The 25,197-nt window shown below is 43.7% G+C and carries 15 protein-coding genes; 9 read left to right on the forward strand and 6 right to left on the reverse strand.

What is annotated here, in order from left to right; genetic code table 11:
- Positions 1-64: 64 nt before the first annotated feature.
- The 3 genes from L1D50_RS03015 to L1D50_RS03025 all read right to left on the reverse strand — a co-directional run bounded on the left by L1D50_RS03015 (position 65) and on the right by L1D50_RS03025 (position 4,524).
- Positions 65-1,267, reverse strand: coding sequence for an iron-containing alcohol dehydrogenase (locus L1D50_RS03015; RefSeq protein WP_239965479.1), 1,203 nt, complete (start codon positions 1,265-1,267; stop codon positions 65-67).
- 77 nt (positions 1,268-1,344) lie between these two features.
- On the reverse strand, positions 1,345-3,672 hold the full coding sequence (gene ygjK / locus L1D50_RS03020) for an alpha-glucosidase (RefSeq protein ID WP_235956521.1): 2,328 nt from the start codon (positions 3,670-3,672) through the stop codon (positions 1,345-1,347).
- A 105-nt stretch (positions 3,673-3,777) separates the two neighbouring features.
- Positions 3,778-4,524, reverse strand: a complete 747-nt coding sequence (locus tag L1D50_RS03025; RefSeq protein ID WP_128727950.1) for a transporter substrate-binding domain-containing protein — start codon at positions 4,522-4,524, stop codon at positions 3,778-3,780.
- Between the two features lie 180 nt (positions 4,525-4,704).
- On the opposite strand from L1D50_RS03025, the gene L1D50_RS03030 reads away from it, so the two are divergent.
- On the forward strand, positions 4,705-5,220 hold the full coding sequence (locus tag L1D50_RS03030) for an acyloxyacyl hydrolase (protein WP_128727949.1): 516 nt from the start codon (positions 4,705-4,707) through the stop codon (positions 5,218-5,220).
- 169 nt (positions 5,221-5,389) lie between these two features.
- Positions 5,390-6,625 carry an MFS transporter gene (locus L1D50_RS03035; RefSeq protein ID WP_128727948.1) on the forward strand — a complete coding sequence of 412 codons (1,236 nt, stop codon included), beginning with the start codon at positions 5,390-5,392 and terminating at the stop codon, positions 6,623-6,625.
- 513 nt (positions 6,626-7,138) lie between these two features.
- On the opposite strand, the gene L1D50_RS03040 is transcribed toward L1D50_RS03035, so the two are convergent.
- A complete protein-coding gene (locus L1D50_RS03040) occupies positions 7,139-7,798 on the reverse strand; it encodes a hypothetical protein (RefSeq protein ID WP_128727947.1) in 660 nt (219 codons plus the stop codon).
- 274 nt (positions 7,799-8,072) lie between these two features.
- On the opposite strand from L1D50_RS03040, the gene L1D50_RS03045 reads away from it, so the two are divergent.
- On the forward strand, positions 8,073-8,666 hold the full coding sequence (locus L1D50_RS03045; protein ID WP_128727946.1) for an ATP-binding cassette domain-containing protein: 594 nt from the start codon (positions 8,073-8,075) through the stop codon (positions 8,664-8,666).
- A gap of 1 nt (position 8,667) precedes the next feature.
- Positions 8,668-9,741 (forward strand): DUF6136 family protein, encoded by a 1,074-nt coding sequence (locus tag L1D50_RS03050; protein WP_239965480.1) that lies wholly within the window; start codon positions 8,668-8,670, stop codon positions 9,739-9,741.
- Between the two features lie 9 nt (positions 9,742-9,750).
- Here the strand turns inward: L1D50_RS03050 and L1D50_RS03055 are convergent, their stop codons facing one another.
- Positions 9,751-11,739, reverse strand: coding sequence for a winged helix-turn-helix domain-containing protein (locus L1D50_RS03055; protein WP_239965481.1), 1,989 nt, complete (start codon positions 11,737-11,739; stop codon positions 9,751-9,753).
- Positions 11,740-11,907: 168 nt separating this feature from the next.
- On the opposite strand from L1D50_RS03055, the gene L1D50_RS03060 reads away from it, so the two are divergent.
- On the forward strand, positions 11,908-14,166 hold the full coding sequence (locus L1D50_RS03060) for a DUF5916 domain-containing protein (RefSeq protein WP_239965482.1): 2,259 nt from the start codon (positions 11,908-11,910) through the stop codon (positions 14,164-14,166).
- A gap of 120 nt (positions 14,167-14,286) precedes the next feature.
- Here L1D50_RS03060 and fadE read toward each other — a convergent pair whose 3' ends face one another.
- Positions 14,287-16,740, reverse strand: coding sequence for an acyl-CoA dehydrogenase FadE (gene fadE / locus L1D50_RS03065; protein ID WP_239965483.1), 2,454 nt, complete (start codon positions 16,738-16,740; stop codon positions 14,287-14,289).
- Between the two features lie 532 nt (positions 16,741-17,272).
- Between fadE and L1D50_RS03070 the strand changes: the two genes are divergently transcribed.
- From L1D50_RS03070 to L1D50_RS03085, 4 genes are all read left to right on the forward strand, one after another.
- On the forward strand, positions 17,273-17,593 hold the full coding sequence (locus L1D50_RS03070; protein WP_128727941.1) for a DUF6419 family natural product biosynthesis protein: 321 nt from the start codon (positions 17,273-17,275) through the stop codon (positions 17,591-17,593).
- A gap of 83 nt (positions 17,594-17,676) precedes the next feature.
- Complete coding sequence (locus L1D50_RS03075) at positions 17,677-18,801, forward strand: 4-phosphoerythronate dehydrogenase (RefSeq protein WP_239965485.1); 1,125 nt, start codon at positions 17,677-17,679, stop codon at positions 18,799-18,801.
- Between the two features lie 37 nt (positions 18,802-18,838).
- Complete coding sequence (locus L1D50_RS03080; protein ID WP_239965487.1) at positions 18,839-19,855, forward strand: aspartate-semialdehyde dehydrogenase; 1,017 nt, start codon at positions 18,839-18,841, stop codon at positions 19,853-19,855.
- A 289-nt stretch (positions 19,856-20,144) separates the two neighbouring features.
- Positions 20,145-25,178 (forward strand): FimV/HubP family polar landmark protein, encoded by a 5,034-nt coding sequence (locus L1D50_RS03085; RefSeq protein WP_239965489.1) that lies wholly within the window; start codon positions 20,145-20,147, stop codon positions 25,176-25,178.
- The last annotated feature ends 19 nt before the right edge of the window (positions 25,179-25,197 follow it).

The raw sequence follows: 25,197 nt of genomic DNA on the forward strand, positions 1-25,197 counted from the left end.
GCAAAGTTTTGAAAAGCTTGGCTTTATTTTAATCCCTTGAATCCAATCACTAAACGGAGTGCCACTAAGGCGTAGGAGCGATACCTTTTATAATACGTTGGCAGGCACTGGGATCCATAAAATGGGGCACTGGATAATCTGGATGTGCTTCTTTTAGCGCTAGTTCTGCGAGTAGCGCCGCATCGTCAGGGAGTACTTCGGCGAGCGTGGTTTGGATCTGTAGATCAAGTAATAAGCGCTTAATGTGCTCCAACAGGTCATCCGCTTGGCGTTCGATGGGGTAGTCTAATGAGGTTAAAGCACAGTATCTGGCAATGAGTGCGAGTTGCTGGTTAATGCGCTCGCCATACCAGGTTAGCACGGGCATGAGTAACACCGCATTAGCAAGTCCGTGCGGCGTACCATATTGAGCGCTCAATTGGTGTGAGATTGCATGTACGTAGCCGACGGAGGTTCTGGTAAAAGCTTGTCCTGCGTAATGGGAAGCGAGTAGTAGTTGCGCCCTCGCTTCTAAATTCTGTGGATCTTGTTGTGCTTTGGGTAAATATTCAAAGATGGCTCTACAGGCTTCAAGAGCACGGCCTCTGCTAAATTCAAGACAGTTAATGCTCAGTAGTGCCTCTATGGCGTGGGTTAGTGCATCAATTGCCGTAGTTGCGGTGATATGTGCGGGCATACTTGTGGTTAATTCCGGTAATAACACTGCATGGTGCGGCACTAAACAAAAATCAGTCGCGGCATATTTGGCGTGATTGCTAGGATCGTTAATGACGGCTGCAACGGTGGTCTCCGAGCCGGTTCCCGCTGTTGTTGGGATCGCGATATTCGGCGGTAGACGCTTTAAGACTTTAAACAACCCTTTGAGTTTAGTCACCGGTTTGTTCGGCTTGACAGCCCGAGCACCGATCAACTTGCCTGTGTCGAGTACCGAGCCACCACCAAGTGCGATAATTGCTTTACATTGATGCTGTTGGTAGACCTTTAGACCATCTTCGACGTTTGTTATGGTTGGGTTGGGTAAAACATCTGCGTAATAATGCGTAACTAATTCTGACTCACGTAGTGTGTTTTCCACAATCTGATGCAAGTTGAGTTTGAGGAGCACTTGGTCGGTCACAACTAAGACGTTATCTCCATTTTTTAACCCCAGCGCCTTAATGGCGTCCAACAACCCCGTTTTTCCCTGATGTAATTTGGGGTTCGGGATCCCGATAAAAATAACAATGCACTTTAGGGCAAAATGGTAAATACGGTAAAACCAACTCATTGCGATCCGTCTAATTTGTTTTTGTATGATTTAAAAAATGTAGACGGATCATCACTGGATTGCTAGCAAATTTTCGGCTAATTTGTGGTGATCTGTTGCGAAACTGGCTTTTCTTCTTTAATTGGCCTTTTGGGCTTGCCCATCTCAAATGCTTCTATCATCAGCAAAATATGAGCTGCGCTCCATGAGAAGTTCGGTGCGCCTTGTTGTTCACCGGTGAGTGGGTTGTAGTTTTCACGAATAGGCGCGTTTTTCATCAGACCATCCGCATTTTGCATAAATCGATCAAGCAAAGTGTTCGCTTCAGTTTCATAACCATAATAGCGTAGTCCCATCAAGCCAAAATACAATTGGTCAAGCCAGACACGACCACGCCAATAGATGTTTGCGCCAAATGCAGGGTTGGTCTGGGATGCAGATCCCAGAGGAATATAGGTGTTGAATTCACTGGGGCTGAGCATTACTTCAGAGACGCGTTTAGCATGATACGCTGTTGCTACTTGATTAAAGAGCGGAGCCCAACCCTCCGGGCCGCGACCACGCTCAATGATTGGTTTCCCTGCACAGCCATTTTCAAGCGGTGATGCGGCAATGCGAATGTCGTAGTAGTATCCGCTGTTATCGTCGAACATGCAGCGGTTAATATAATCGGCGATCTGCTTTGCTTGTGCTGAAAAGGCTTTGGCTTCCTGTGGCTTAGCCAAGATATTGGCGATGGTACTCAAGTTTTTGGTGTCAGAATAAAAATAACTGGCCCCGTCAACAGATTCTTGCATCAAAGAGTAACCTAGCAGTTGGCCTTGGGCGTCCTTATTGCTGGCAAACTCGACTTGCCAGTCTTTAGCATCACCACCTTGTTTCACATAGATCTCAAGCTGCTGTGGTGAGATAAAACCAAAGTTAGCAGCATCGTCTCTTCCAGACTCCCATGACGCTGCGGTCTGTGCGGGAATACTTATCTGTTTACCTTGTGTTTGCGCATCGCGATAGGCTTTTAGCCCAAAGCGGGCATGCTTTTGCTTTCCTTCATGTAGATAGAATAATAATTCACCCGCTTGATTATTATGGTGTTTATCTATGGTTGCACCAAATTCAGGAATACCATTTTGGTTGTGATCACGGTTGCGCAGCCACCAATCACGATAGGCGACAAGTTTAGGGTAAATTTGTGCAAGCCAAGTTTTGTCTTTGCTGGCATGGTAGGTATTCAACACCGCCCAAGCGGCCAGCGAGGGTTTTGAATTCCGTTCGCTCCAATTACCGCCATCGCCACCGCGTTCTGGTGGCAGGTTATAACCAATTAAATCGGGTAATAAGCCTTTATCTTGGGGTCTTACAGGATCGTTCGCTGCTATTTGATAGGAAAATACGGCATCAATGTTGGCCTTGGCTAAATTAGGTGCAAATAGTCTCAATGCTGATGCTTGTTTCCAGCTGTCCCAAGGCCAAGTTAAATTGCCGGAAAACCAGCGAGCAGTGACCGAAGGCGATACGGTATCAAACGCGATTGCCCCTGCAGGAGATCGCCAGTTACCAATGAGGGTTTCAACCGCTTTTATCGCTAATGTTTGTTTATCTCGTGGTAAGGTTTGATAGCGTGCTAAATAGCCCGTCCAGCGAGCTATAGAGCGTTGCCAATACGTAACCGGGGATGACAGTATTTTGGCAACGGCCTTTGCTGTTTTTATGCGCTCTTGTTGATTGTGGACATAGCTTATTGCGGTATAAAACTGCAGATCACCAGAGGTTTGCGTCTCGCTATAATAACGGTTGTTTTCTACCACATTTTTGAAAGGGATTGTGCGGGTAATTGAGTACTCGTTGCTACCAGAGGTCAGAAGCGCCCACGGATCGCGAACACGACCAAAAGTGGTACTGATCCCACTTTCGCTGGCAATCATGGTTGGTGCGAGCTTAGGGTATTGTTGGTCCAGTGCTTGTTGTTCATTAAGCTGGTGGAGTAATTTGCCATCCAATTTTAAAGTAAGTCGTTGCTCTGTATGAATAGTGGTTTGAATAAGAGAAACACGCTCACTTACAAAGCGTAAGCGGATCGTCACCGTCGCGAGCTCATGTCTGAGCGTTTGCACCAGCTCTCCAGGCAGGCTGTATTGCGTTGCATCAAATTGCAATTTGGTATCATCATGAAAAACCTGTAGGCGCTCAATACGCTCAAATAAATACGTTAAATACTCTTCGGTGATAATCGCGTTACCTGTGAAGCCACCGAATTGTGCAGCGCTATCAGGAAGTAAGTGACCATGCCATGCGCCGTTATCAAAAAGTGGAGAATATGGGCTATGACCAAACTTGTCTGCGGGCTTCATCACTTGAGGGTGACCAAAACGTGAAATTGTGTTGATGATTTTGGGGTTCGCGTGCGCTTTGCATGCTACAAAGAGCATGAGTAATAACATTCCTGTGAGAACTTTCATTTTTATTTTGAATAAAGTATACAATTTTTTAAATGCTATCATAGCAACGCATAAAGTTCAGTAGCAAACGATGCATTACTCGTCAATGTGGCAGCCGACATCAACCTTTTTGCGTTGCATTTGTACTCGTTCAGCGGCAGCACGTAAGCGATTTATATATTCTGTAGGAGCGTTGGAATTGGCGGTTAAATAAAGGGTTTTACTTAACTCTGGGATATCTAGCACTTTGTCCCACTGCTCGGTGACACCCATTCTAGCAGCCATCTGATCGACGAAACTTTCAGCGCCAAAAATAAAGTCAATTCTGCCTCTTTCGAGTAATTCGCCAGCTCGATCTAAGTTGGTTATTGACAATATGTTTTTATCGGCGACAAAGCCATGTGCTTTTAAATAATTCTCGGAAAGTTGATCGGCCGCAACCGCGACAACATACTGTTTAATTCTCCATATTTCCCATGCTTGCTCATTTGCAATATCCGCGCGTTTATAAAATGCGATCTTTAGCTGGCAAAGCGGTGCAATCCACACATGATTTTCTTCACGCTGCTCTGTTCTGGCGATAGAGTACAGCAACGAATAAGGGGACTTTTCTGAAAAAGCCTTAGCGCGAGTCCATGGTACCATATAGATCTGATAGCCTAGTTCTGCCTCCCACATAATTAAGCGCACGATGTCGGTCGCAAGCCCTGTGATGGAGCCATTCTTTTGCTCTATTTGGTAAGGGGGAAAATGCTCGGTATAGATATCTACTTTTGCTGGCGTTGCGGCTAAGACACTGAAGATACTAGATAACCCTATAACGCTCCCAATTAAATACTGCATACCACATTCTCAAGATCGTTTTTAATAGTATAACTCATAATTTGTTATTGGTTTTAGTTAAATTAATGTACCGATTAAAACTCTAAATTGGTGCTTTAGTGGCAATTATTATGTGGTTCTTTGGTGTCTTTTAAGAATTAAATAACGGCGTAGAATGACTTTTACCGTAGAGGAGTCGTTATGCGATTAGTTTTATTATTACTTATGCTGTTTGCGTCTACTTACTCACATGCTAATGAAGTTGCGGTTGATTATGTGGTAGGCGAAGGTGATGTAAAGGGGCTGAGGCTTGGGTATCGCCCTTTGTGTTATAAATTAGCGGATTATGGCTTTGGTGAAAGCACTTATGTTTATTTTGAGCTCAGCACCAATTATTGGGAATACGGCAACCCAACACGCTCAGATACGACATTCGCGATCGCCTTGTCACCCGTACTCAGTGTTCCACTGACCGAGTTTGCTGGAAAACCAGTAAATTTTGAGTTCGGGATTGGCATGACCTACGTCAGTGATACCCGATTTGCAGGTAAAGACATTGGTGTTCACTATCAGTTTGAAGACCGTATTGGACTTAGTGTTAATTTGAACCCCAGTACTAAAGTTGGAATCCGATATCTGCATTATTCTAATGCTGGTTTGAGCGACCACAACCCCGGTCTTGATTTTTTTAATGTGTTCTACGTTAAGCGGTTTTAACGCTTAATTGCATTGAGTTAGTTTTATCTCCCTTTGTGATTTCAAGGATGAAATTTTTTCTTTATAGAGTTCCAGTATCCAAGATAATAGAATGCAGTTAAACGCTTGACCTAAACTAAGGTTTAGGAATTAGGGTTCTGCGTAAATCAATAATAATTAAGGAACATCAATGGAGAATAGCTCTGCAATCGAGCGGTTAAAGCGCTTTACACCTTTAGTTTGGGTAATGCTTGTTGGTAACTTTTTCGTCCGTGCTAGTTACTATATGGTATGGCCATTTTTAGCTGTTATTCTTTACGAAAATTATGGGCTGAGTGCAACAGAGGTCGGTTTATTGCTGACGGTGTCAGCAACTTTCGCAGTATTTTTGGGGTTTTATACGGGGAATCTCGCAGACCGTTTCGGTCGCACCAAAATGCTCTATACGGCGGTGTTTGTTGGTGTGATTTCCTTTTCACTGTTGGCGGTGGCCGAGTCGTTGTGGTTGTTTGCAACCTCTGTGTTCTTAGCTTGTCTACCCAGAACGCTCTGGGATGCGCCCAGTAAAGCATTACTTACAGAAGAGCTTGCTGACGCGAAAGACAGAGAGCTTGCATTGCATTTACTCTATTTCCTCGTGAATGTGGGAGCTGCTTTAGGGCCATTATACGGTTTATGGGCAGGGCTCAATGGTGAGCAGTTTAGTTTTATTTACACTGGCATTTCGTATATTGGTTTGTTGCTCGCATTGCTTTACTTTAGACCTAAAATGAGTGAAGTGCAGACTTTCGCTTTGCAGTCTGCCGCTCAGTCGGTACCGAAGTTTGCAAAATGGCTGGGGATCTTGCGAAAAGATAAAGTCTTTTTAATAGTACTAATCGCTACAACCTTAGTTTATTTAGTCTATGCGCAATGCGACTCTAGCTTAGTGCAGTATTTGACACGTGCAGAGGTCCCAGATCTGGCTTGGTTAATTTCTAGCTTAATTATCGCAAATTCTAGTGTGATCATCGTTTGTCAGTTTCCATTACTACATCTGATGCGTAATTGGCGTATTGAAAATAGGCTCTATGCGGGTGGCGTGATATTGATCATTTCACAAGTCATGATGGCCTTAAATGATGTGCAAAATATCTGGGGATGGATTGCAGCGATGATGGTGTTGAGTTTGAGCGAAGCGATTATGTTTACTAACATCAATGTCTATATTGACAGGTTGGCACCAGATAACCTGAAAGCTAGCTATTTTGGTGCTGCTGGCTTGTGTTCATTAGGGTATGCATTAGCACCCATTTTAGGTGGACTTATATTAGATTTTTACTCCGGCATGATGCTGTTTATCATCATGACCCTAGTATCTATCACCGCGCTTGGGTTTTATCGCATTGCTGAGCTGAGACCTAAGGCTGCTGCCGAAATTCTATAACACTATTAGGGTCTGGTTAGCTTTCAAGTTTGCTTTTTACAGTCGTTTGATTGCTATTTAACCTGAGGTTTGGATAAGGAATGTTCCAACTCATTGTTGCTAAAGCAAAACTTAGTTTTTTCCTTGTCTAGCCAGAGAGTTTTAGGGATAACACCGCTTCCGCGTCCTGCTCTCGCTGAGGTACCTACATCCTGTAGGCAAGGCGAATTTACGCACCAATAGCTGGCTATTGGAAGTGAATTCAACGCAGTTAGCGCTAAAACTAGCTGCTAGAAAGGCATTAATTATTCGCAGCTCAGGTTATTTCTATGTAAGTCAGACGCTAAAGACTTTGTGCTCCAGCAAAGTCACCTTACTCCAGCTCCCTATTAGGTAACACGGTAGAAATGTCAATCATGCATTGCGGTTAAACTCCGCTCTGGAGAACAAAAATCAAATGGACCCTACTCAGTCAAAGCCAGATCCACCTAAATGTAAAAGAGTGGGGTAAGTCCGCCACTCTGTTGTAGATGATTAATATTCTAAAACTGTACTCATTAAACCCGTTTCGCCCACTACGAGTAGATATGAGCGGTCAAATGAAGCATTACAAAGACTAATAACTTCGTCACCCATCATGATATCTTCATTGCAGTTTTCCACTTGATACCAGCCGCTCACTTCACCTCTTTTAAATTCAATGTCAGCGCCGTTTATAGTGAGAGTCATTGTTTTGGAAGCGAGCACGCGCACAGTAAATTTATTGTCGTGGTTGTTTTTAGATGCTTTAACAACTTTGATATCTAGGGTGTCATTGCTATTTTGCATTACAACAAAGTGATAGTCCTGATCATAGCTTATTTTCACTTCTTCTTGTTCGTCCATCCCCACTTTGTTCACCGACTTTGCATAAAAGCTGATAGTTCTATTTACGTTATGCTCGTGGGTGACTTTACTTGGCTCAGAGCCCGATATTAGGGTTTTTACATGGTATTTATCGTCGGAAACGTTGCGTTTATCGCCATCCACTTCAGTGTTTGCCAAGTGAAAAGCAATTTCATAATCGGTGGCGTTGACTAAGTTATATTTATTCTTGGCGATATCTGACCCGAAATTTGCGGTTTCAAGATCTTCTGATGAGCAAGCAATGGCTAAAAATGAGAGTGTAGCAGCAGTCAGTAAACGAAAATTCATGGGTGATCTCCTTTATCAATATTTAGAATGTGGGCTTTCTCTTAGCGATTTCGGAGCAAGAATATCGGATTGAGAAACGTAGAGTTACTTTATGGTGTTTAAAAGGTGTTAGAAATTGTAGTGTGTAAGGCTTTGTTACAAAATAAGGCGTGTATTTGCCAAGGTTTTCCGTTCTAACTAGGTGATAAATATTGGCTTTTGTAATAGTTTAAGCTTTATGACAATTACATTTTTAAACATAAATCTCTAGTTGGATTTATAGTTGTAGAGCAAAATGATAACGATAAAATCTTTAAGTAAAAGTTTCTCTAAAGAAGTGCTGTTTGACAACTATTCACAACAGTTTGACCATGATAGGATTTGTTTAGCGGCACCGAATGGCGTAGGGAAAACCACCTTACTGTGTATGATTGCTGGGCTTGATGATGCGTTCAATGGCGATATTCTATTACAAGGTAAAAAAATCGATAAGCGCCAAACACTTGTTGCACTTGCGTCAGACAACATTCCCTTTCCTGCTTTTTTGCGTGCAAAAGAGCTATTAACTCTCACATCAACCGCATGGCAATGTGATTTTCCTTCTCAGCTTGTAAACGACTTCCAGTTTGAAGCCTTTTTAACGACGCGCTACGCGGATCTCTCCTCTGGTAACAAAAAGAAGCTTCAGCTTATTAATGCTTTGATGCGTAACCCCCCTTATTTATTGCTTGATGAGCCCACTGCGGCTTTGGACGCGGCAGGTTGCGAGTATATCGTTGAGTTGACGCAAAACTACGCAGGTATGGTGCTGATGACAAGTCATGAGCCCGAACCATTTTTACAAGTCGGGTTTCATTCTGTTCCTTTAGCACCGAAGCTGGGTGGTTAAAATGTTTTATTACTACAACTACAGAAAAACGTCACTTACTTTGTCGCTGCAGGCGATAGGCCAGCAACTTCAACAATTTGGCTTGATGATAGCTGCGCTGTTTCAAATCTATCTGCTAGGCTTTATCGCAATACTATTTATGGGTATAGGTAAAATAGTTGAAAGTGATAGTCCAGTGGCGCAGGTACAAATTGCATGGGGGTTACTTGCGGCGCAAAGCTTTATTCTATTTGTGTTTCGAGATGCGGTTTTGGATAAAGCGCACAGAAGTTACCACCACACGATCCTGCATCGTGCCATCCATCAAAAAGTGGCAGATGGATTGTCGGTACTTGTTGTTCACCCTTTATTATTGATGACGCTAATTCTATGCTATTCAATTGGAATTGAGAAAATCACACAAGCGTGGCAATTACTGCTTTTTGCGGTGACGCAATTCTTCGTTGCCCTTTGCTTTGTCTATCGGCCTTTGGGGACCAGTATTGGATTATTGATAACGGCAATTATCAGTTTTGCTGTTATCGAAATCACTTGGTATTTGGTTACTGTAAACTTAATAGCGTTCGGCTGTGCTGCGGTGCTACCACGTAAAGTGACGTTATCGGTAATGGTTAAAGGATTGACGACGTTTTGGTTGAGCTTTGCTTACAATCACTACTTTGTACTGCTATGGCGTATTGTGATGAGTGTGTTAGTGGTATGGTTTGGTGCGGTCTTAAGTGCAGAGCGACCTGATCTAAAAGCAAATTATGTTCCGGGGCTGGTGACTCTAAATCTTTTATGGTGGTCGAGTCTTGCAATTGATCTCAAGCCTGAAATCTACGATCGTGCTGCATATTGGTTAAGTATAGATAAGCTGCAACCAGCAAAGCGGAGTATCTGGACTATTGTGCTGACGGCTGCTGTCTGTTTTTCAGTGCCTGTCTACATGTTATTGGGACTGACTGTTGTGAGTCTGTTACCCTATGCATTTTTGCCGCTTTTGGTGTTAAGTGCATTAAAAGGTCCACAACATTTAGCTATGACTTGGCTCAGCACCTTAGTGCTGAGCTATACCGCGTATGTGCTTTTGTAATGATCATAATTAGTTAGCAGCTTCTGGTAGGCGAGTCAGTTTTTTGATATCGCCTTCGATACTCTCCATTTTTGCTATGAGCAGATTGCCAAGGGCGTCGATATCGTAGTGCCAAATCAGGTGGCCGACCTTTTTAAGTGTAGGCTGTTGTTCTGGCATCAATGTGAGTTGCCAGATGTAATCCTCTTTTGACCAAGCAGATTGCCAATAGATGTCGTTGCCGCGAATTCTTAAGTTACTAAATTGATTGGTTTGCTTTTGGTCTAGGGTATATTTATTTAATGCTTCAGCGTCGCTTTCTAAGAGCGTCTCGTACTCAAGTAGTAGGGTTTGTTGTAGCACAAACCAAGTTTGTCTTTTGGGGTGATAAAAGACAAAATTCGCTGCGCTTTGATGGCTGCTGATGACCGCCCCAGACAAACTGTATTGATTTAAAGTTTCGCCGTCATAAGCCCATAGTGTCTGTTCATCAATCCAGCCCATGCTTTTGACAGGCTGACTCAGCTGAGAGTCGAACTGGGTGAGTGGGCGTTTTCGGTCGTATATCACTAAACTGTTATCACGGTTTGAGGCCAAATAGTTTAGCTCTGGACTCCATACTAAAAAGCCAACGTACTCATGCCCCTGATGAAAAGAAAGCTGGCTGATTTTATCATCGCGATAAAGATACACCTCGCATACGCCGCTGCGCCTAGACATAAATGCGGTTTCCCCCAAGCTGTTGGTCAGTGGCAGGTAATCGATGCTTGAGCTTGAAAATAAGGGGAGGTTGTCTCGGTCTTTAATATTAACTTGGAAGCTTTCTAATGCAGCAAAAATATCCCCATGTTGATCGCTCGAAAAGCTTGTATAAAGGCCAATCTCCGTTTCTTTTATAGCCTGAGTGTCACCGTCTCTAAAGTGCCGTGACAAGCTGCCATATTGACTCGCAATCACGGCTTGATGATAAATATCAAATGCCACGGAAGTCACAGGGACAGGCCATTCTATATGAACCGTGCCATCGAGTGTTTGAAGTCTTTCCAGCCTCTGTTTATCTTGCACTAAGTAATAGGTTTTGCCTCCCCAACCTCGAATTGCCATTTTTAACTGCTCATTGGCTGCCAAAGCGAGTGGCAGTTTGACCATTTGATGGGACTCTAGCCTGTAAAGGTGCGCTGCTTTGGCATTGTATTGGCCGAACGTTAAAATAAGTTCCTTATCATTTTTCCAAACAGGTTTAGTACCAACCTGGCAGGGAATAATTTGAGAACTGTGGAAAAATTGCCCCGCAGCAGTCATCACATGAAGTTGACAGCCACTACCTTGATATTGCCAGAACGCTAGCTTATCTGAGTCGGGGCTCCAACTTGGAAAGCTAATACGAGAGTCGAAGTGGTGTGCATTTAATTGATAGCCTTGTTTGTTGGCAATCACAAGATGAGTAAAATCTTTAATGTAGGCAATGAGATCTTGGCTTTGGTGGGCATCAACGTCAAATTCAAGGCCTAGATCATGGCTAAGGCTCGAGGTTTCGTAGCGTGATGGTGTTTTTTCAGTCGGTGTTTGATTAAAAAAGGCGATTGCGCCAAAGCATAACACTGCCATAACGACGGCGCTAAAAGAGAAAAAGTGGGACTTGGTTATTGTTTTTACGGGTTTTATCGTATGCTGAGACACCTTATCATGGCTTGTAAGTGGCGCGATAAAGCGATAACCCCGTTTGGGGATAGTTTTGATATAAATCGGGTTTTTAGGGTCATCCCCAAGCACTTTTCGCAATTTAGTTAGTAGCTGATAAAGGCTATTAGGTTCGACAACCGCGTGTTGCCATAGCTTCTCAGTAAGCCAATATTTCTCTAGTACTTCGTTATGATGCTCAATAAAAAGCGCGAGTAACCTTGCCATTTGTGGTTCAAGTTTTACGGTTTCTTGGCTTTGCCTATGTGTTAGGCAGTCTTGCTGGAGATCAAACTGCCAATGTCCAAAACAAACCATCTCTACTTCCTGTGTCTGCACGCTGAGTACCAATTTCAATAATCAAAACCAATTGTTCCTATAACGTTAGCGTTTCTTAAGATTAAGTCAATGTTTATAAAGGTTAAGTCAGCTTTCTTCAGAAAAAGTTAAGAACTTTTTACGGCAAAGTTTGTTGCAATAGCAGGCATAACTTTGAGGAAAGTATGTATGAATAAAAGCAATAAATTTTGGCTTGGTTTAAGTTATCCCATGATGGCAGGAGCTGTACTTGCGGAACCTATCGTGATTGATGGTAAGTTAAATGAAGTGCAGTGGGGTTCTGCTACGCACTTTGAACAATTTGTTCAGGTTGTGCCTGTAACTTTGGCATCTGCCAATGACAAAATTACAGCAAAAGCCTTTGCAACCGCCGACGGTGTTTATATTGGTATTAAAAACTTTCAGAATAAAGCCGAGCGTAAGCGACAATTCAATATCCATGACCGCTTTATGCAAGCTGACTTCAATCGGGTAGTTGTGGACTTTTCAGGTGACGGCAGTAGCGCATATCAATTCTCGGTGACATTAGGTGGCGGCTCGCAAGATGGTGTTGTAACCCCAAGCTTAAACGTGGATTACGATTGGGATGGGGACTGGCACTATGCCAATCACATTGACGATGCGTATTGGACCACAGAATTATTGATCCCTTGGCATACTGTGTCGTTTCAGCCGGGAGATGAGCAGGGGCTTAAAAACATTGGGGTTTCGGTACAGCTGTATGAACTTAAAAGTAATTTTATCTATGCAAACCATGAGGATACAACAGCAAATAGCGACTTCTTCCTGACCATGCCAAAGATCACAGCACAGATCCCCGCACATTCTCAATTGGCATTTGTGCCTTATTTTGCACATCAGGCTCAATTTGCACCTCTAAGCACTTCACCTTCCGAGCGTCAGCACCAGTCCGATGTTGGCTTTGATTTGTTTTACAAGCCTTCTCATCATCAGAAGGTGAGTCTTGCCGTGAATCCCGACTTTGGTCAGGTGGATATCGATGATGTTGATGTGAATTATTCGGCCGTGGAAACGCTTCGCACCGATAAACGTCCATTTTTCACCCAAGATATCAGCCTGTTTGAAGTTGCTGCACTTGAGAGCACTAAGCTTATTCATACCCGTCGTATAGGGGCATCAAGTGATGATGGTACACGTGCAATCACCCCCATAGATGCGGCGCTACGATTTGTACATAAAGGTAAGTCGGTACAATTTGGTACTTTTGTTGTGTCTGAGTCGGACTTTTCGGATGATATCGGTAAGCAGTTTTTTGCCGCAAGAGCTAATTATCGCACGCAAGATTGGCAGGCTGGTGTGCTTGCAACCAAAACAGACAGACCGTTTCTTGAGCGTGATGCCATGAGTTATGCCCTTGATGGTCAGTATCGTAGTGATACTTGGTCTTTCAAAGGCGCGCTATTACAAACTGAGGTAGAAACACAAAAGCAACGTGTTACAGGTCAAGGTGTATCGCTAGAGGCGGAGTATCAACAGTCGTTACAGACAAAGTTCGCTGCGCGCTACTTTGCAGTGGATGACGAATTTGATAATCGTGATCTCGGCTATATGAAACGAAACGACTGGCAGGTGAGTGAGCTTTATGGTGAATACGCGATGCACCCAAAAGACAGCTGGTTTACCAGATTAAAGCAGTCACTCACACTGAGGCATGAGCAAAACAATGCTGGAACAGATTTAGCAGCCAGACAAGCATATTTAGCGCAGTTTTTGCTGGCAAATGGTGGTCAGCTCAATCTCGGCCTAGATTATTACACCAGCGGTAAACAAGATAATTTAGGGCGAGGCACAGAGATGTTTGAGATGCCAAGTCGTACGGAGTCTCGGGTATTTTATCAAAGCCCTTATGTGGGGGATTTTTCTTGGGCTGCAAGTATAGAGCTTGACCAAGAAGGAATATCAGGCTCAGCACAGCAGTACGCCGTGGATTTGACGTGGATGCCACATTATAACTGGAACCTTAAGTTGAGTAATTTCTTTAGAAGCGGTGATGGCTGGCTAATGGCAAACGGGCAAAACCGCTTGAGTGAATACGATAGAGATGAGTTTTCCAATAAATTTGAATTTAATGGCCGGATCACTGACAACCTTGAACTCAGTGGTTCACTACAGTGGACGGTACTTGAAGCGCAAAGTAAGACGATTTATCAACTTACCAACGGTGAGCTTCGCGAGATTCATGGTGATACCAGTTTTGACGATAGGCGCTTAGCGAGCCAGATAAAACTGCGTTATCGTATGGGTGCATATTCAGACATTTTTTTAGTGTATCAACGAGGAGGTGCAAACTTTTCGACACTTGAAAAGTCTCAGGTCGGGCGCAGAGATTGGTTTGGTAGTGTTGCCGATTTATGGCAACAGCCAGTGCAAGACTTAGTGACGTTTAAGGTGCGATATTTATTTTAAATCACTAGAGCTGTGTTCCCCCGGCTCTAATCTGCCAAGAAAAAAGGTCAGAAAATTCTGACCTTTATATCCACGCTAATTGCTAGGGTAGTATGGGTAACACTACCTAAACAAAAATAGTTATGCTGCGTCTGCCTTAGCTGACTCTTTGGTTCTTGCTTTACCAGCAAGTAACTCTTCAGGGTCAAAGTCATCAACGTTGATAACGGCAAGACGCTTTGCTTCAACGGCAGTCAATTTCGCTGCTTCGTCTTCGCTTAGCACGCCAGCTTCAAGCCCCATTGCTGCCACTTTATCAAGCTGCATAAACGGTAACTTTTTACCAGTACCACGGCATACCTTTTCAAATAATGGCTCTACGGCAAGAATGTCTTTTAGCGTTTGCTCTTGCTTACCAAGCAAGCACAGAGGCTCATCTTTTAAGTAGATGTGTGTTGCAAGACGATCACGCGTTTCGCTAGGCACTTGAAGTAACTGAGCAAGCTTGTGTTCCATTTTGTCGGTTGGTTTACGAACCGGACGACCAAATGGGAACAGGACCACTTTCAATAGGCCACGTAATGCAGCAGAAGGCATGTTGTTAATTAAGTCAGCAAGGGCACGTTGGCAAAGATATAGGTGCTCTTGACAAGACCATTGTACAAACGGTAAGTCTTCTTTACGACGACCTTCATCGTTATAGCGCTTAAGCGTTGCTGAAACCAAGTATAGGTAGCTTAATAAGTCGCCTAAACGTGCAGATATACGCTCTTTACGCTTAAGTGAGCCACCAAATACAGCCATACAAATATCAGACATTAATGCCAATGATGCACTGTAACGGGCAGCATTACGATAATAAACCGCAGTTTCATCGTTAAATGGTACTTTGGTGAAACGTGCACCGGTTAGTGCTAACCACTTAGTTCTTACCAAGTTCGACATAGTGAAACCGATGTGACCCATCAAGGATTTATCGAAGCTATCAAGTGCTTCTTGTTTATCTTTGATAGAGCAAGCTTCAAGTTCAGCCAGTACAAATGGATGGCAACGAATAGCGCCTTGACCGTAGATGATCATGTTACGGGTTAGGATGTTTGCACCTTCTACCGTAATTGCAATTGGTGCACCTTGGTAACCACGGCCAACGTAGTTATTTGGTCCTAGACAAATCCCTTTACCACCATGAATATCCATGGCATGGATGGTTGAAGCACGCATTTGTTCGGTTAAGTGGTACTTCAAAATGGCAGAAACTACTGAAGGTTTTTCACCTAAATCTACCGCGCCAGTTGACATAGTCACCGCAGCATCAGAGCTATACGCATAGCCACCCAGTTTCGCTAGTGCCTCTTCAATCCCTTCCATCTTACCAATAGGCAGTTTGAATTGGCGACGAATACGGCTATATGCACCACTTGCCACTGCAAGGGATTTAATACCACCGGCAGAGTTTGAAGGAAGCGTAATAACACGACCAACCGACAAACACTCTACGAGCATGCGCCAGCCTTGTCCTGCCATTTTTGCGCCACCGATAATGAAATCGAGTGGTACAAACACGTTCTCACCTTGTGTTGGACCATTTTGGAATGGCACATTTAGAGGGAAGTGGCGACGACCAATTTTTACACCTGGTGTGTTAGTAGGAATAAGGGCACAAGTAATACCTAACTCTTCTTTATCGCCTAATAGACCGTCTGGGTCGCGCATCTTAAACGCCAGACCAAGGACAGTCGCAACAGGTGCTAAAGTAATATAGCGTTTGTTCCAAGTTAGGCTAATACCTAATACTTCTTCACCTTCCCATTCGCCTTTACATACCACGCCAAAGTCAGGGATAGATGACGCATCAGAGCCCGCTTCCGGTGACGTTAATGCAAAACAAGGGATTTCATCACCCACGGCTAGACGAGGTAAGTAATGTTCTTTTTGCTCGTCAGTACCGTAGTGCTGAAGTAGTTCACCTGGGCCTAATGAGTTAGGTACGCCCACGATAGACGATAGTAAAGTTGATTTACTAGTAAGCTTTTGTAGTACACAAGATTGCGCGTAAGCTGAAAACTCAAGACCACCGTATTGCTTTTTGATGATCATCGCAAAGAACTTGTTGTCTTTTAAGTATTGCCACACGTCTTGCGGTAAGTCCGTCAGTTCGTGTGTTGCTTCCCAATCGTTAAGCATGGCACACACTTCTTCCACCGGACCATCCAAAAACGCTTGCTCTTCAACGCTCAAACGTGGCTTTGGAAACTGATGAAGTTTATCCCAGTTTGGGTTACCACAAAATAGGTCGGCTTCCCACCAAGTAGTACCTGCATCAATCGCTGACTTCTCGGTTTCTGACATCGTCGGCGTTACTTTTTTGAACGCTTTAAATGCCGGAGCCACGATGTACTGCTGACGTAGGTTCGTTACTGAAAGCGGAATAACAATCGCTAAGAAAATTAACCAAGAGATAATGCCAAATGCACCAGCAAAGGTGCCAACTAGCATTGTAACTGCTGCAATACCTAGAGCGGTATTCCAGCTTGCGCGATGATAGCTTGCTGCGCTGAGCAAGGCTAACAACGCGAGAACAAATATAAGTGTCATGTTGTTCTTCCTTATAAGAGGTCTGACCACCCAGTTAGACTAGCTGGTTAACGCTGATATTTCAAGCGTCTTCATACCCTGTATGCGAATTAGTTGATGCCTTGTTGTGACATATTATTTACGTTTTGTACTTAATCTGAGTGTTAAATGAGTCATGCTTCTCATGCCAGTAATTTAAAAGTTATTGATTACACCCCAGCTACAACCTAAGAGAATTTTCAACGTTATTCATTACTGAACGATATTTAAGTGTAATGAACGTAGTGTAATGTGGCGAAAATGCACATGAATTTTCTTTCAGCGAAGTTCGCTATCTGTGCATTATAATTGCCAAAACTTCATGTCTGATTTGCATTGAAATACACGTTAATGTTTCTACAATTGGGTTAAGCATAGCGACAAAATGGTGCTTTTAAGAATTGCTAAGGAGTAGCAAATGCAGTCCATTTTCTTGGTAGCTATGTGAGTTAGGATTTACCGCCACGACCTAGTGTAGCGGTTGATATTGCTGTCCATGTTAAGGAGAAACAAAATGCAGCAGAGTATTTTTTATATCATCACTTCTTTGGCCTTTGCGGCTATGTTATCTGCTTTCCACCTCTTTCCTGAGGCGGTACTTTTTAATGTTTTTAGTAGTTTGTTTGCCGCGTTGCTTGGCTATCGTGCTTATACCCGTTGGGCTTTATTACTGTGCTGTATTAACGTGTTGGCCATGACATTTTGCCCTTTACTTGATTCAGGTGGCTGGTTAAGTCTAAAAGGGGCGGTCGTTTTTGTGTGCTGTGTGATGTTTTTTGCAATAGCCTTTGGTTGCAATAAAGCGGTGACACAAAATAAAAGGTTTTATTATTAGTCGCCTACCTTGCCATGTTAGACTCGACTCAGGCGATGCGTTATCGCCTGAATACTCGAGACAATAGGTGACAGGAAACCCGCATGCGAATATTAGCTGATCAAAATATGCCCTTAGTTGAGTCATTCTTCGGTGAAATTGGTGAGGTAACTCGGTTTGATGGCCGTAGCCTTCAACCTGACGAGCTAAAAAATGTCGATATTCTGTTGACTCGCTCAGTTACTAAGGTCAACAAGGCCCTGTTAGCACAAGCAGATAGACTGAAGTTTGTTGGGACTGCGACAATCGGAATTGATCATATTGATACCTCATTGCTGGCCAGCGCCAATATCTCGTTCAGCAGCGCACCAGGCTGTAATGCGATAGCTGTTGCCGAGTATGTGATAAGCGCTCTACTTGCATATGCACAAGAAACCTCCACGCCACTTCAAGATAAAACGATTGCCATCATTGGGGTTGGTAATATTGGCGCGTGTTTGGCATCAAAGCTTAAAGGGCTTGGTCTTACGATATTATTGTGTGACCCCGTAAGGCAGCAAGCGGGGACATTGGATTCACATGTAGCGTTAGATGAAGCTTTGGCTCGCGCGGATATTGTGACATTTCACGTTCCATTAGTTAAGCAGGGTCCGCATAAAACGGTTCATCTACTTGACGCATCGCGGATAGCGGCATTAAAGCCGGGTACGGTAATAGTCAATGCAAGCCGTGGAGATGTTATCGATAATCAAGCGCTTTTGCATGCGGTAGAGGGTGGGCAAGCGCTTGAGCTGATCTTAGACGTTTGGGAAAATGAGCCGAATATTTTACAACCGTTACTGCAGTATACTCGCTTTGCATCTGTACATATTGCTGGCCACACGCTAGAAGGCAAGGCACGAGGGACGCAAATGTTATACGAAGCTGTATGCCGGGAATTCGATTTACCAGCCAGCAAAACGATTAGTGATTTTCTCCCTAAACCAAGTGTCACCGGCTGCCAGTTGCAACGCACAGCCAACGAGCAGGATATTATCAATTTAGCGCATCTTGTTTATGACATTCGCCGTGATGATGGCATCATGAGAAAACAGCTAAACACATTGGGCTTTGATACCTTGCGTAAAGCATATCCCGTGCGTCGAGAATTTAGTACAATTGCAGTCAATAATGACTCACCAATCAGTGAAAAGCTTTACCAGCTTGGCTTTTCTGAGCACAAGAGTTAAGTGCTGTGGTTGGTATTTTACAGAATGAGGAAAAATAATGTCGCAAAAATATAATGTTGCGGTACTTGGCGCAACAGGTCTTGTTGGCAAGCAAATTATCGAATTACTAGCGGAACGGAAATTTCCTGTAGACACGCTGTATCCACTCGCGAGTAGCCGAAGTGCGGGTGAAGAAATTGACTTTATGGGTGAAAAAATCGAAGTTCTGGATGTTGAAGAGTTTGATTTTTCTAATGCCCACATCGGTTTGTTTTCAGCGGGTGGTTCCGTGTCGGAGAAATATGCACCTATCGCCGCTGAAGCTGGCTGTATTGTTATAGACAATACCTCACATTTTAGATACGACTTTGATATTCCATTAGTGGTTCCTGAGGTGAATAAAGACAGTCTTGCAGATTTTAGAAATCGTAACATCATTGCTAACCCAAACTGCTCTACAATCCAAATGCTAGTGGCGCTTAAACCAATTTATGATGCCTATGGCATTGACAGAATTAATGTCTCAACTTATCAAGCGGTATCTGGTGCAGGTAAAGAAGCGGTAGATGAGTTGGCTAAGCAAACTGCAAACTTAATGAATGCAAGACCGATGGAAAACGAAGTGTTTAGCAAACAAATCGCTTTTAACGTCATTCCTCAAATTGATGCGTTCCAAGAAAATGGTTACACCAAAGAAGAAATGAAGATGGTGTGGGAAACGCAAAAAATCTTGGGCGACTCAAGTGTTTTGGTTAACCCGACTGCGGTTCGCGTTCCTGTGTTTTTTGGTCATGCTGAAGCCATTCATCTTGAAACGCGCATGCCTTATGATCTTGAACATATTAAGCAGTTACTTGCTGGTGCGCCGGGTGTTGAGTTAATTGAAGACGAAAACGACTACCCAACACCGGTAAGTGATGCAAGTGGTAACGATACCGTTTATGTAGGTCGTGTAAGGCAAGATATTTCACATCCACTGGGCTTAAACTTATGGGTGGTATCAGACAACACCAGAAAAGGTGCCGCAACAAATAGCATCCAAATTGCAGAAGCCCTGATAGAAAGCTATCTATAAGTATCCATTGATATCGCAAAGTAAGCAGAGTTTTGCTTACTTCTTTGCGCTATAACGGCAAACTTCTGCCAAGAAGTTTGCCGTTAAGTCAAATACTTGACTATTCTTCACCTATATCTGCTATTCCAAAATCAGTAAAAAGCATTATAACCATGTTACCTTTCAATACGTTGCAATGGATATTCCAACATATCTGGTTTATAGTTTGCATTTGGAATAGAGCTTGCTTCAAAGCCATAATAATAAAATGTCGTTTAACGGGTGTTAAACATTTGAGTAAAGGATCGGCATGCGCGGTTTAGCCTTATTTAGTATCTTTGTATTCGCACTGATTGCCACACCAGTATATACCCAAGAGGGGGTAGTGCTAAAAGGCCCTAAAGGGGTTGATTATGGGGCTCAAGGTCGGTCAATAGGGCCTATCAGACCCACGGATACGTTGTGGCGTATAGCACAAAAAGTGCGACCAGATGACTCGGTCACCATTTATCAGGTGATGAAGGCGCTTTACGATAAAAATCCTAATTCATTTCTAGATAAAAACCTCAACCATATGCAGGATGGGGCGTATTTACGTATTCCTACCATCAATGAAATTCGCAGTGTTAACCCTGAGTTGGCAAAGCAAAAGTCGGATCAAGATGACAAACTTTGGGAAATGAAGCGTAAGGGATTATTGAATCCAAATGCAATAAACGAAGCTGAGAAAAAGGTTACGCAAGCTCGTAAAGTCGATGTAGAAGAAGCAAAAGAAGACCTGACTAATCAACTGCGCTCTTTAAAAATGGAGCAGGACATGCGGCTGATGGACTTACAAAAAGAGTTCAAGTCCTCAGTGCGTAATGTTGAAGAAATCCTATCCGAAAACAATAAGTTAAAGCAACAGCTTGGTGCTATTTCTACCGAGCTTCAAACGGTTCGTACCCAACTTGGTAAAGACAGCGAAATCCAACAACAGCTAAAGGCTGTTATTGACTTACAAAATGAAATGATTGATCAGCAGGCGGCTCAGGCAAAAGCGCAAGAAAGTAGCGAGTTAAGCGCATTCTTTAGCTCGCCAGCTGGAATTGCGTTACTTGCCACATTACCAGCACTATTAGCAATTGCTGGATTTGTCATGTTTCGCCGGAAGAAAAGTCAATCTCAGGCGTCAACAGATGACGATGATTTTCTTCCGCAAACACCATCCGCTGCTACAGGCGCTGCTGCTGCGGGCGCTGCAACCGCTGCGACTGCGTTTGACCCAGAGCCAGACCCACTTGATATCGGAATGGGCGACGATGAAGACGCGCTGGGCGCAAGCGTACAGTTAGATGACGATATCTTGCCTGAAGACGATGAAATTACCTTTGACTCACTTGATGATGACTTCGATGAAGGGAGTGATACGCTAGATCAAGACGAACTTGATAGTTTACTAAACGAAGATATTTCGTTTGGTGATGATCATGACGAAGACTTTATGCAACAGAGCTTCGATGAGGCTGGTGATGAAGTTTCGCTCGATGTTGATGATAGTCAAAATATTTTAAGTGACAGTGATCTAGATGATTTGTTCAACGAATCTCAGGATGAAGAAATTGATGTTAGCGATGATGCACTTGCAGCCCTGAGTGAGGAGCTTGCAGATGAACAGGGTGCTGTTGCTAGCGATGATGATATCGATTCAATTCTTGATGGTGCGCTAGATGAAGAACCCGAATTTAGCGGCAATTTTGATAGTGAAAGCTTAGTTGAGGCTGATGATATCGACGCGCTACTTGATGCTGCCCAAGATGCTGACGATGATGCACTGCCCGACTTTGAGGAGCCAAACAATGAGCTTGCGGGCGATGATATTGATGCTCTGTTAAATGAAGTTCAAGACGATGCGTTAGCAGAAATTAACGAAGAGCCGGATACGCTTGACGGTGATGATATCGATGCCTTATTAGATGAGGCACAAGAGGATGCATTACCTGAGCTAGAAGAAGAGTCCAGTGATCTGGCTGGCGAGGATATCGATGCTTTATTAGATGAGGCACAAGAGGATGCATTACCCGAGCTAGAAGAAGAGTCCGGTGAGCTGGCTGGCGATGATATCGACGCCTTATTAGATGAGGCACAAGAGGATGCATTACCTGAGCTGGAGGAAGAATCCGGTGAGCTGGCTGGCGATGATATCGATGCCTTATTGGATGAGGCACAAGAGGATGCATTACCTGAGCTAGAAGAAGAGTCCAGTGAGCTGGCAGGCGATGATATCGACGCCTTATTAGATGAGGCACAAGAGGATGCATTACCTGAGCTAGAAGAAGAGTCTAATGAGCTGGCTGGTGATGATATCGACGCTTTATTAGATGAGGCACAAGAGGATGCATTACCTGAGCTGGAGGAAGAGTCCGGTGAGTTGGCAAATGACGAACTAGATACATTAGTTGACGAAACATCAGAAGATGTTTTGCCAGAGCAGGAAGAAGAAACCGATGAATTGGCTGATGATGAGCTAGATACATTAGTTGACGAAACACCAGAAGATGTTTTGCCAGAGCTGGAAGAAGAATCTGATGAACTGGCTGATGATGAGCTAGATACATTAGTTGACGAAACACCAGAAGATGTTTTGCCAGAGCTGGAAGATGAATCTGATGAACTGGTAAATGACGAACTAGATACATTAGTTGACGAAACACCAGAAGATGTTTTGCCAGAGCAGGAAGAAGAGTCCAATGAGCTGGCTGATGATGAACTAGATACATTAGTTGACGAAACATCAGAAGATGTTTTGCCAGAGCAGGAAGAAGAGTCCAATGATCTGGCAAATGATGAACTAGATGCATTAGTTGACGAAACATCAGAAGATGTTTTGCCAGAGCAGGAAGAAGAAACCGATGAATTGGCTGATGATGAGCTAGATACATTAGTTGACGAAACACCAGAAGATGTTTTGCTAGAGCTGGAAGAAGAATCTGATGAACTGGCAAATGACGAACTAGATGCACTAGTTGACGAAACACCAGAAGATGTTTTGCCAGAGCTGGAAGAAGAAACCGATGATCTGGCTGATGATGAGCTAGATGCATTAGTTGACGAAACACCAGAAGATGTTTTGCCAGAGCAGGAAGAAGAAACCGATGAATTGGCTGATGATGAGCTAGATACATTAGTTGACGAAACACCAGAAGATGTTTTGCCAGAGCTGGAAGAAGAATCTGATGAACTGGCAAATGACGAACTAGATGTATTAGTTGACGAAACATCAGAAGATGTTTTACCAGAACTTGGAGAAGAATCTGACGAGCCTGAACAGCCTTTAACAGACTCTGAGCAAACGGAGTCAGGGCACTTATCGGGTATGCTGGATGACGAGGATGCTATTCCAGAATTATCTGAAGAATTGGTGGAAGAAACATTACAGTCCGATCTAGCCAATGAAGCAGATTTTAGTGATGAGAATGTTCAAGCTGACGAAGACAGTGAATTTGAAGATCCTGATTTAAAAAGTGTTGATGAGTTATTACAGGAGCTTCAAGCCGAAGAGCAGTTTGAGCTGGATGCTGAACTTGAAGATGACTTTTCGGATGAAGAAGTCGAAATTGAGCTGGGAGATGATCCACTTAATGACGAAGTGGACTTATTGGCAGAGGAAGAATTTCTTGACGAAGAAGATCTGCAACCAAGCGCAGAGCTAGAGAGTTATCCTGAACTGGATCTGGGCGAAGAACTTGAAACTACTGACTCACAAAGCGAAACCGAAAAAGCATTATCAGAAGCGTTATCCAAGGATGCCCAATTTGATATCGAAGGAGGGCTTGATGACGATCTTCTAGACGATGAAATTTCTGGCTTTGATGAAGATGATTTGCCTGAATTTAGTGCGGACTTTGACGAAGATACTTTGCTTGAAGACGAACCTGAAGCACCAGTCGAAGCAGCTGAGAGTGACACGCTAGAGTCCGAACCAGATCTTGAAATCGAAGACGAGCTGCCTGAGTTAACTGCAGACTTCGACGAAGAAACTTTGCTTGAAGACGAACCTGAAGCACCAGTCGAAGCAGCTGAGAGTGACACGCTAGAGTCCGAACCAGATCTTGAAATCGAAGACGAGCTGCCAGAGTTAGCAGCAGACTTCGACGAAGAAACTTTGCTTGAAGACGAACCTGAAGCACCTGTCGAAGCAGCTGAGAGTGACACGCTAGAGTCCGAACCAGCTCTTGAAATCGAAGACGAGCTGCCAGAGTTAACTGCAGACTTCGACGAAGAAACTTTGCTCGAAGATGAGCCGGAAGCACCAGTCGAAGAAGCTGAGAGTGACACGCTAGAGTCCGAACCAGATCTTGAAATCGAAGACGAGCTGCCTGAGTTAACTGCAGACTTCGACGAAGAAACTTTGCTCGAAGATGAGCCGGAAGCGCCAGCCGAAGCAGCAGAAAATGACGTGCTTGAGTCTGAACCTGAACTGGATATCGAAGACGAGCTGCCTGAGTTAACTGCAGACTTCGACGAAGAAACTTTGCTTGAAGACGAGCCTGAAGCACCAGTCGAAGCAGCAGAAAATGACGTGCTTGAGTCTGAGCCTGAACTGGATATCGAAGACGAGCTGCCAGAGTTAACTGCAGACTTCGACGAAGAAACTTTGCTCGAAGACGAGCCGAAAGCGCCGGTCGAAGTAGCAGAAAATGACGCGCTTGAGTCTGAGCTTGAACTGGATATCGAAGACGAGCTGCCTGAATTAAATGCAGATTTTGGCGAAGAGACTCTGTCTGAATTCAACGATGAAGATGATTTGGAAACTCTACTTTCTGAGCCACAAACAGAATCTGAATTACCAGAGGTCGATGAAGCCGAAATTGAAAAAGAATTTATGGCTGACTTTACCCAAGCAGACTTCGATGCTCTACTCAGCGAACTGGACGACCCCAGTGATTTTGACGCCGGAAATGCAGAAGACTTTGAAGTAGACTTCGATAGCTTGTTACAAGACGAATTGGTCGCAGGGGAAGCCCAAGCGCTACCAACGGATGCCGAAGGTACAGAAGATTACTTAGAAATTGAAGACTTACTTGAACAAAGCGATGACCTTGATGGCGATGTTGAACCTTACGTTGGTGCAAATATGGACGTTGGGCTTGGCGATTTTGAAGAACTATTAGCAGGTGAAAATACCACGGATGTTGATTTAGAGGATGAAGGGTTTGCCGCTAAACTAGATTTAGCGAAAGCTTACATCGAAATTCAAGATTATGATTCGGCGATATCAACGCTCAACGATGTTATTGAGAACGGTCCGAATTCAGTGCAAGCTGAGGCGGAGTTGCTTAAATCAAGTCTTACAGAGTCTTAATAATCACATCAATGATACC

It is taken from the genome of Pseudoalteromonas sp. Isolate6 (genome assembly GCF_022398435.1).
Lineage (GTDB): Bacteria > Pseudomonadota > Gammaproteobacteria > Enterobacterales > Alteromonadaceae > Pseudoalteromonas > Pseudoalteromonas galatheae.

Bases quoted from the DNA above. Each gene is read 5' to 3' on its own strand.
- L1D50_RS03015 (WP_239965479.1), bottom strand. From the start codon at position 1,267: ATGAGTTGGTTTTACCGTATTTACCATTTTGCCCTAAAGTGCATTGTT.
- ygjK (WP_235956521.1), bottom strand. From the start codon at position 3,672: ATGCTCTTTGTAGCATGCAAAGCGCACGCGAACCCCAAAATCATCAAC.
- L1D50_RS03025 (WP_128727950.1), bottom strand. From the start codon at position 4,524: ATGCAGTATTTAATTGGGAGCGTTATAGGGTTATCTAGTATCTTCAGT.
- L1D50_RS03030 (WP_128727949.1), top strand. From the start codon at position 4,705: ATGCGATTAGTTTTATTATTACTTATGCTGTTTGCGTCTACTTACTCA.
- L1D50_RS03035 (WP_128727948.1), top strand. From the start codon at position 5,390: ATGGAGAATAGCTCTGCAATCGAGCGGTTAAAGCGCTTTACACCTTTA.
- L1D50_RS03040 (WP_128727947.1), bottom strand. From the start codon at position 7,798: ATGAATTTTCGTTTACTGACTGCTGCTACACTCTCATTTTTAGCCATT.
- L1D50_RS03045 (WP_128727946.1), top strand. From the start codon at position 8,073: ATGATAACGATAAAATCTTTAAGTAAAAGTTTCTCTAAAGAAGTGCTG.
- L1D50_RS03050 (WP_239965480.1), top strand. From the start codon at position 8,668: ATGTTTTATTACTACAACTACAGAAAAACGTCACTTACTTTGTCGCTG.
- L1D50_RS03060 (WP_239965482.1), top strand. From the start codon at position 11,908: ATGAATAAAAGCAATAAATTTTGGCTTGGTTTAAGTTATCCCATGATG.
- fadE (WP_239965483.1), bottom strand. From the start codon at position 16,740: ATGACACTTATATTTGTTCTCGCGTTGTTAGCCTTGCTCAGCGCAGCA.
- L1D50_RS03070 (WP_128727941.1), top strand. From the start codon at position 17,273: ATGCAGCAGAGTATTTTTTATATCATCACTTCTTTGGCCTTTGCGGCT.
- L1D50_RS03075 (WP_239965485.1), top strand. From the start codon at position 17,677: ATGCGAATATTAGCTGATCAAAATATGCCCTTAGTTGAGTCATTCTTC.
- L1D50_RS03080 (WP_239965487.1), top strand. From the start codon at position 18,839: ATGTCGCAAAAATATAATGTTGCGGTACTTGGCGCAACAGGTCTTGTT.
- L1D50_RS03085 (WP_239965489.1), top strand. From the start codon at position 20,145: ATGCGCGGTTTAGCCTTATTTAGTATCTTTGTATTCGCACTGATTGCC.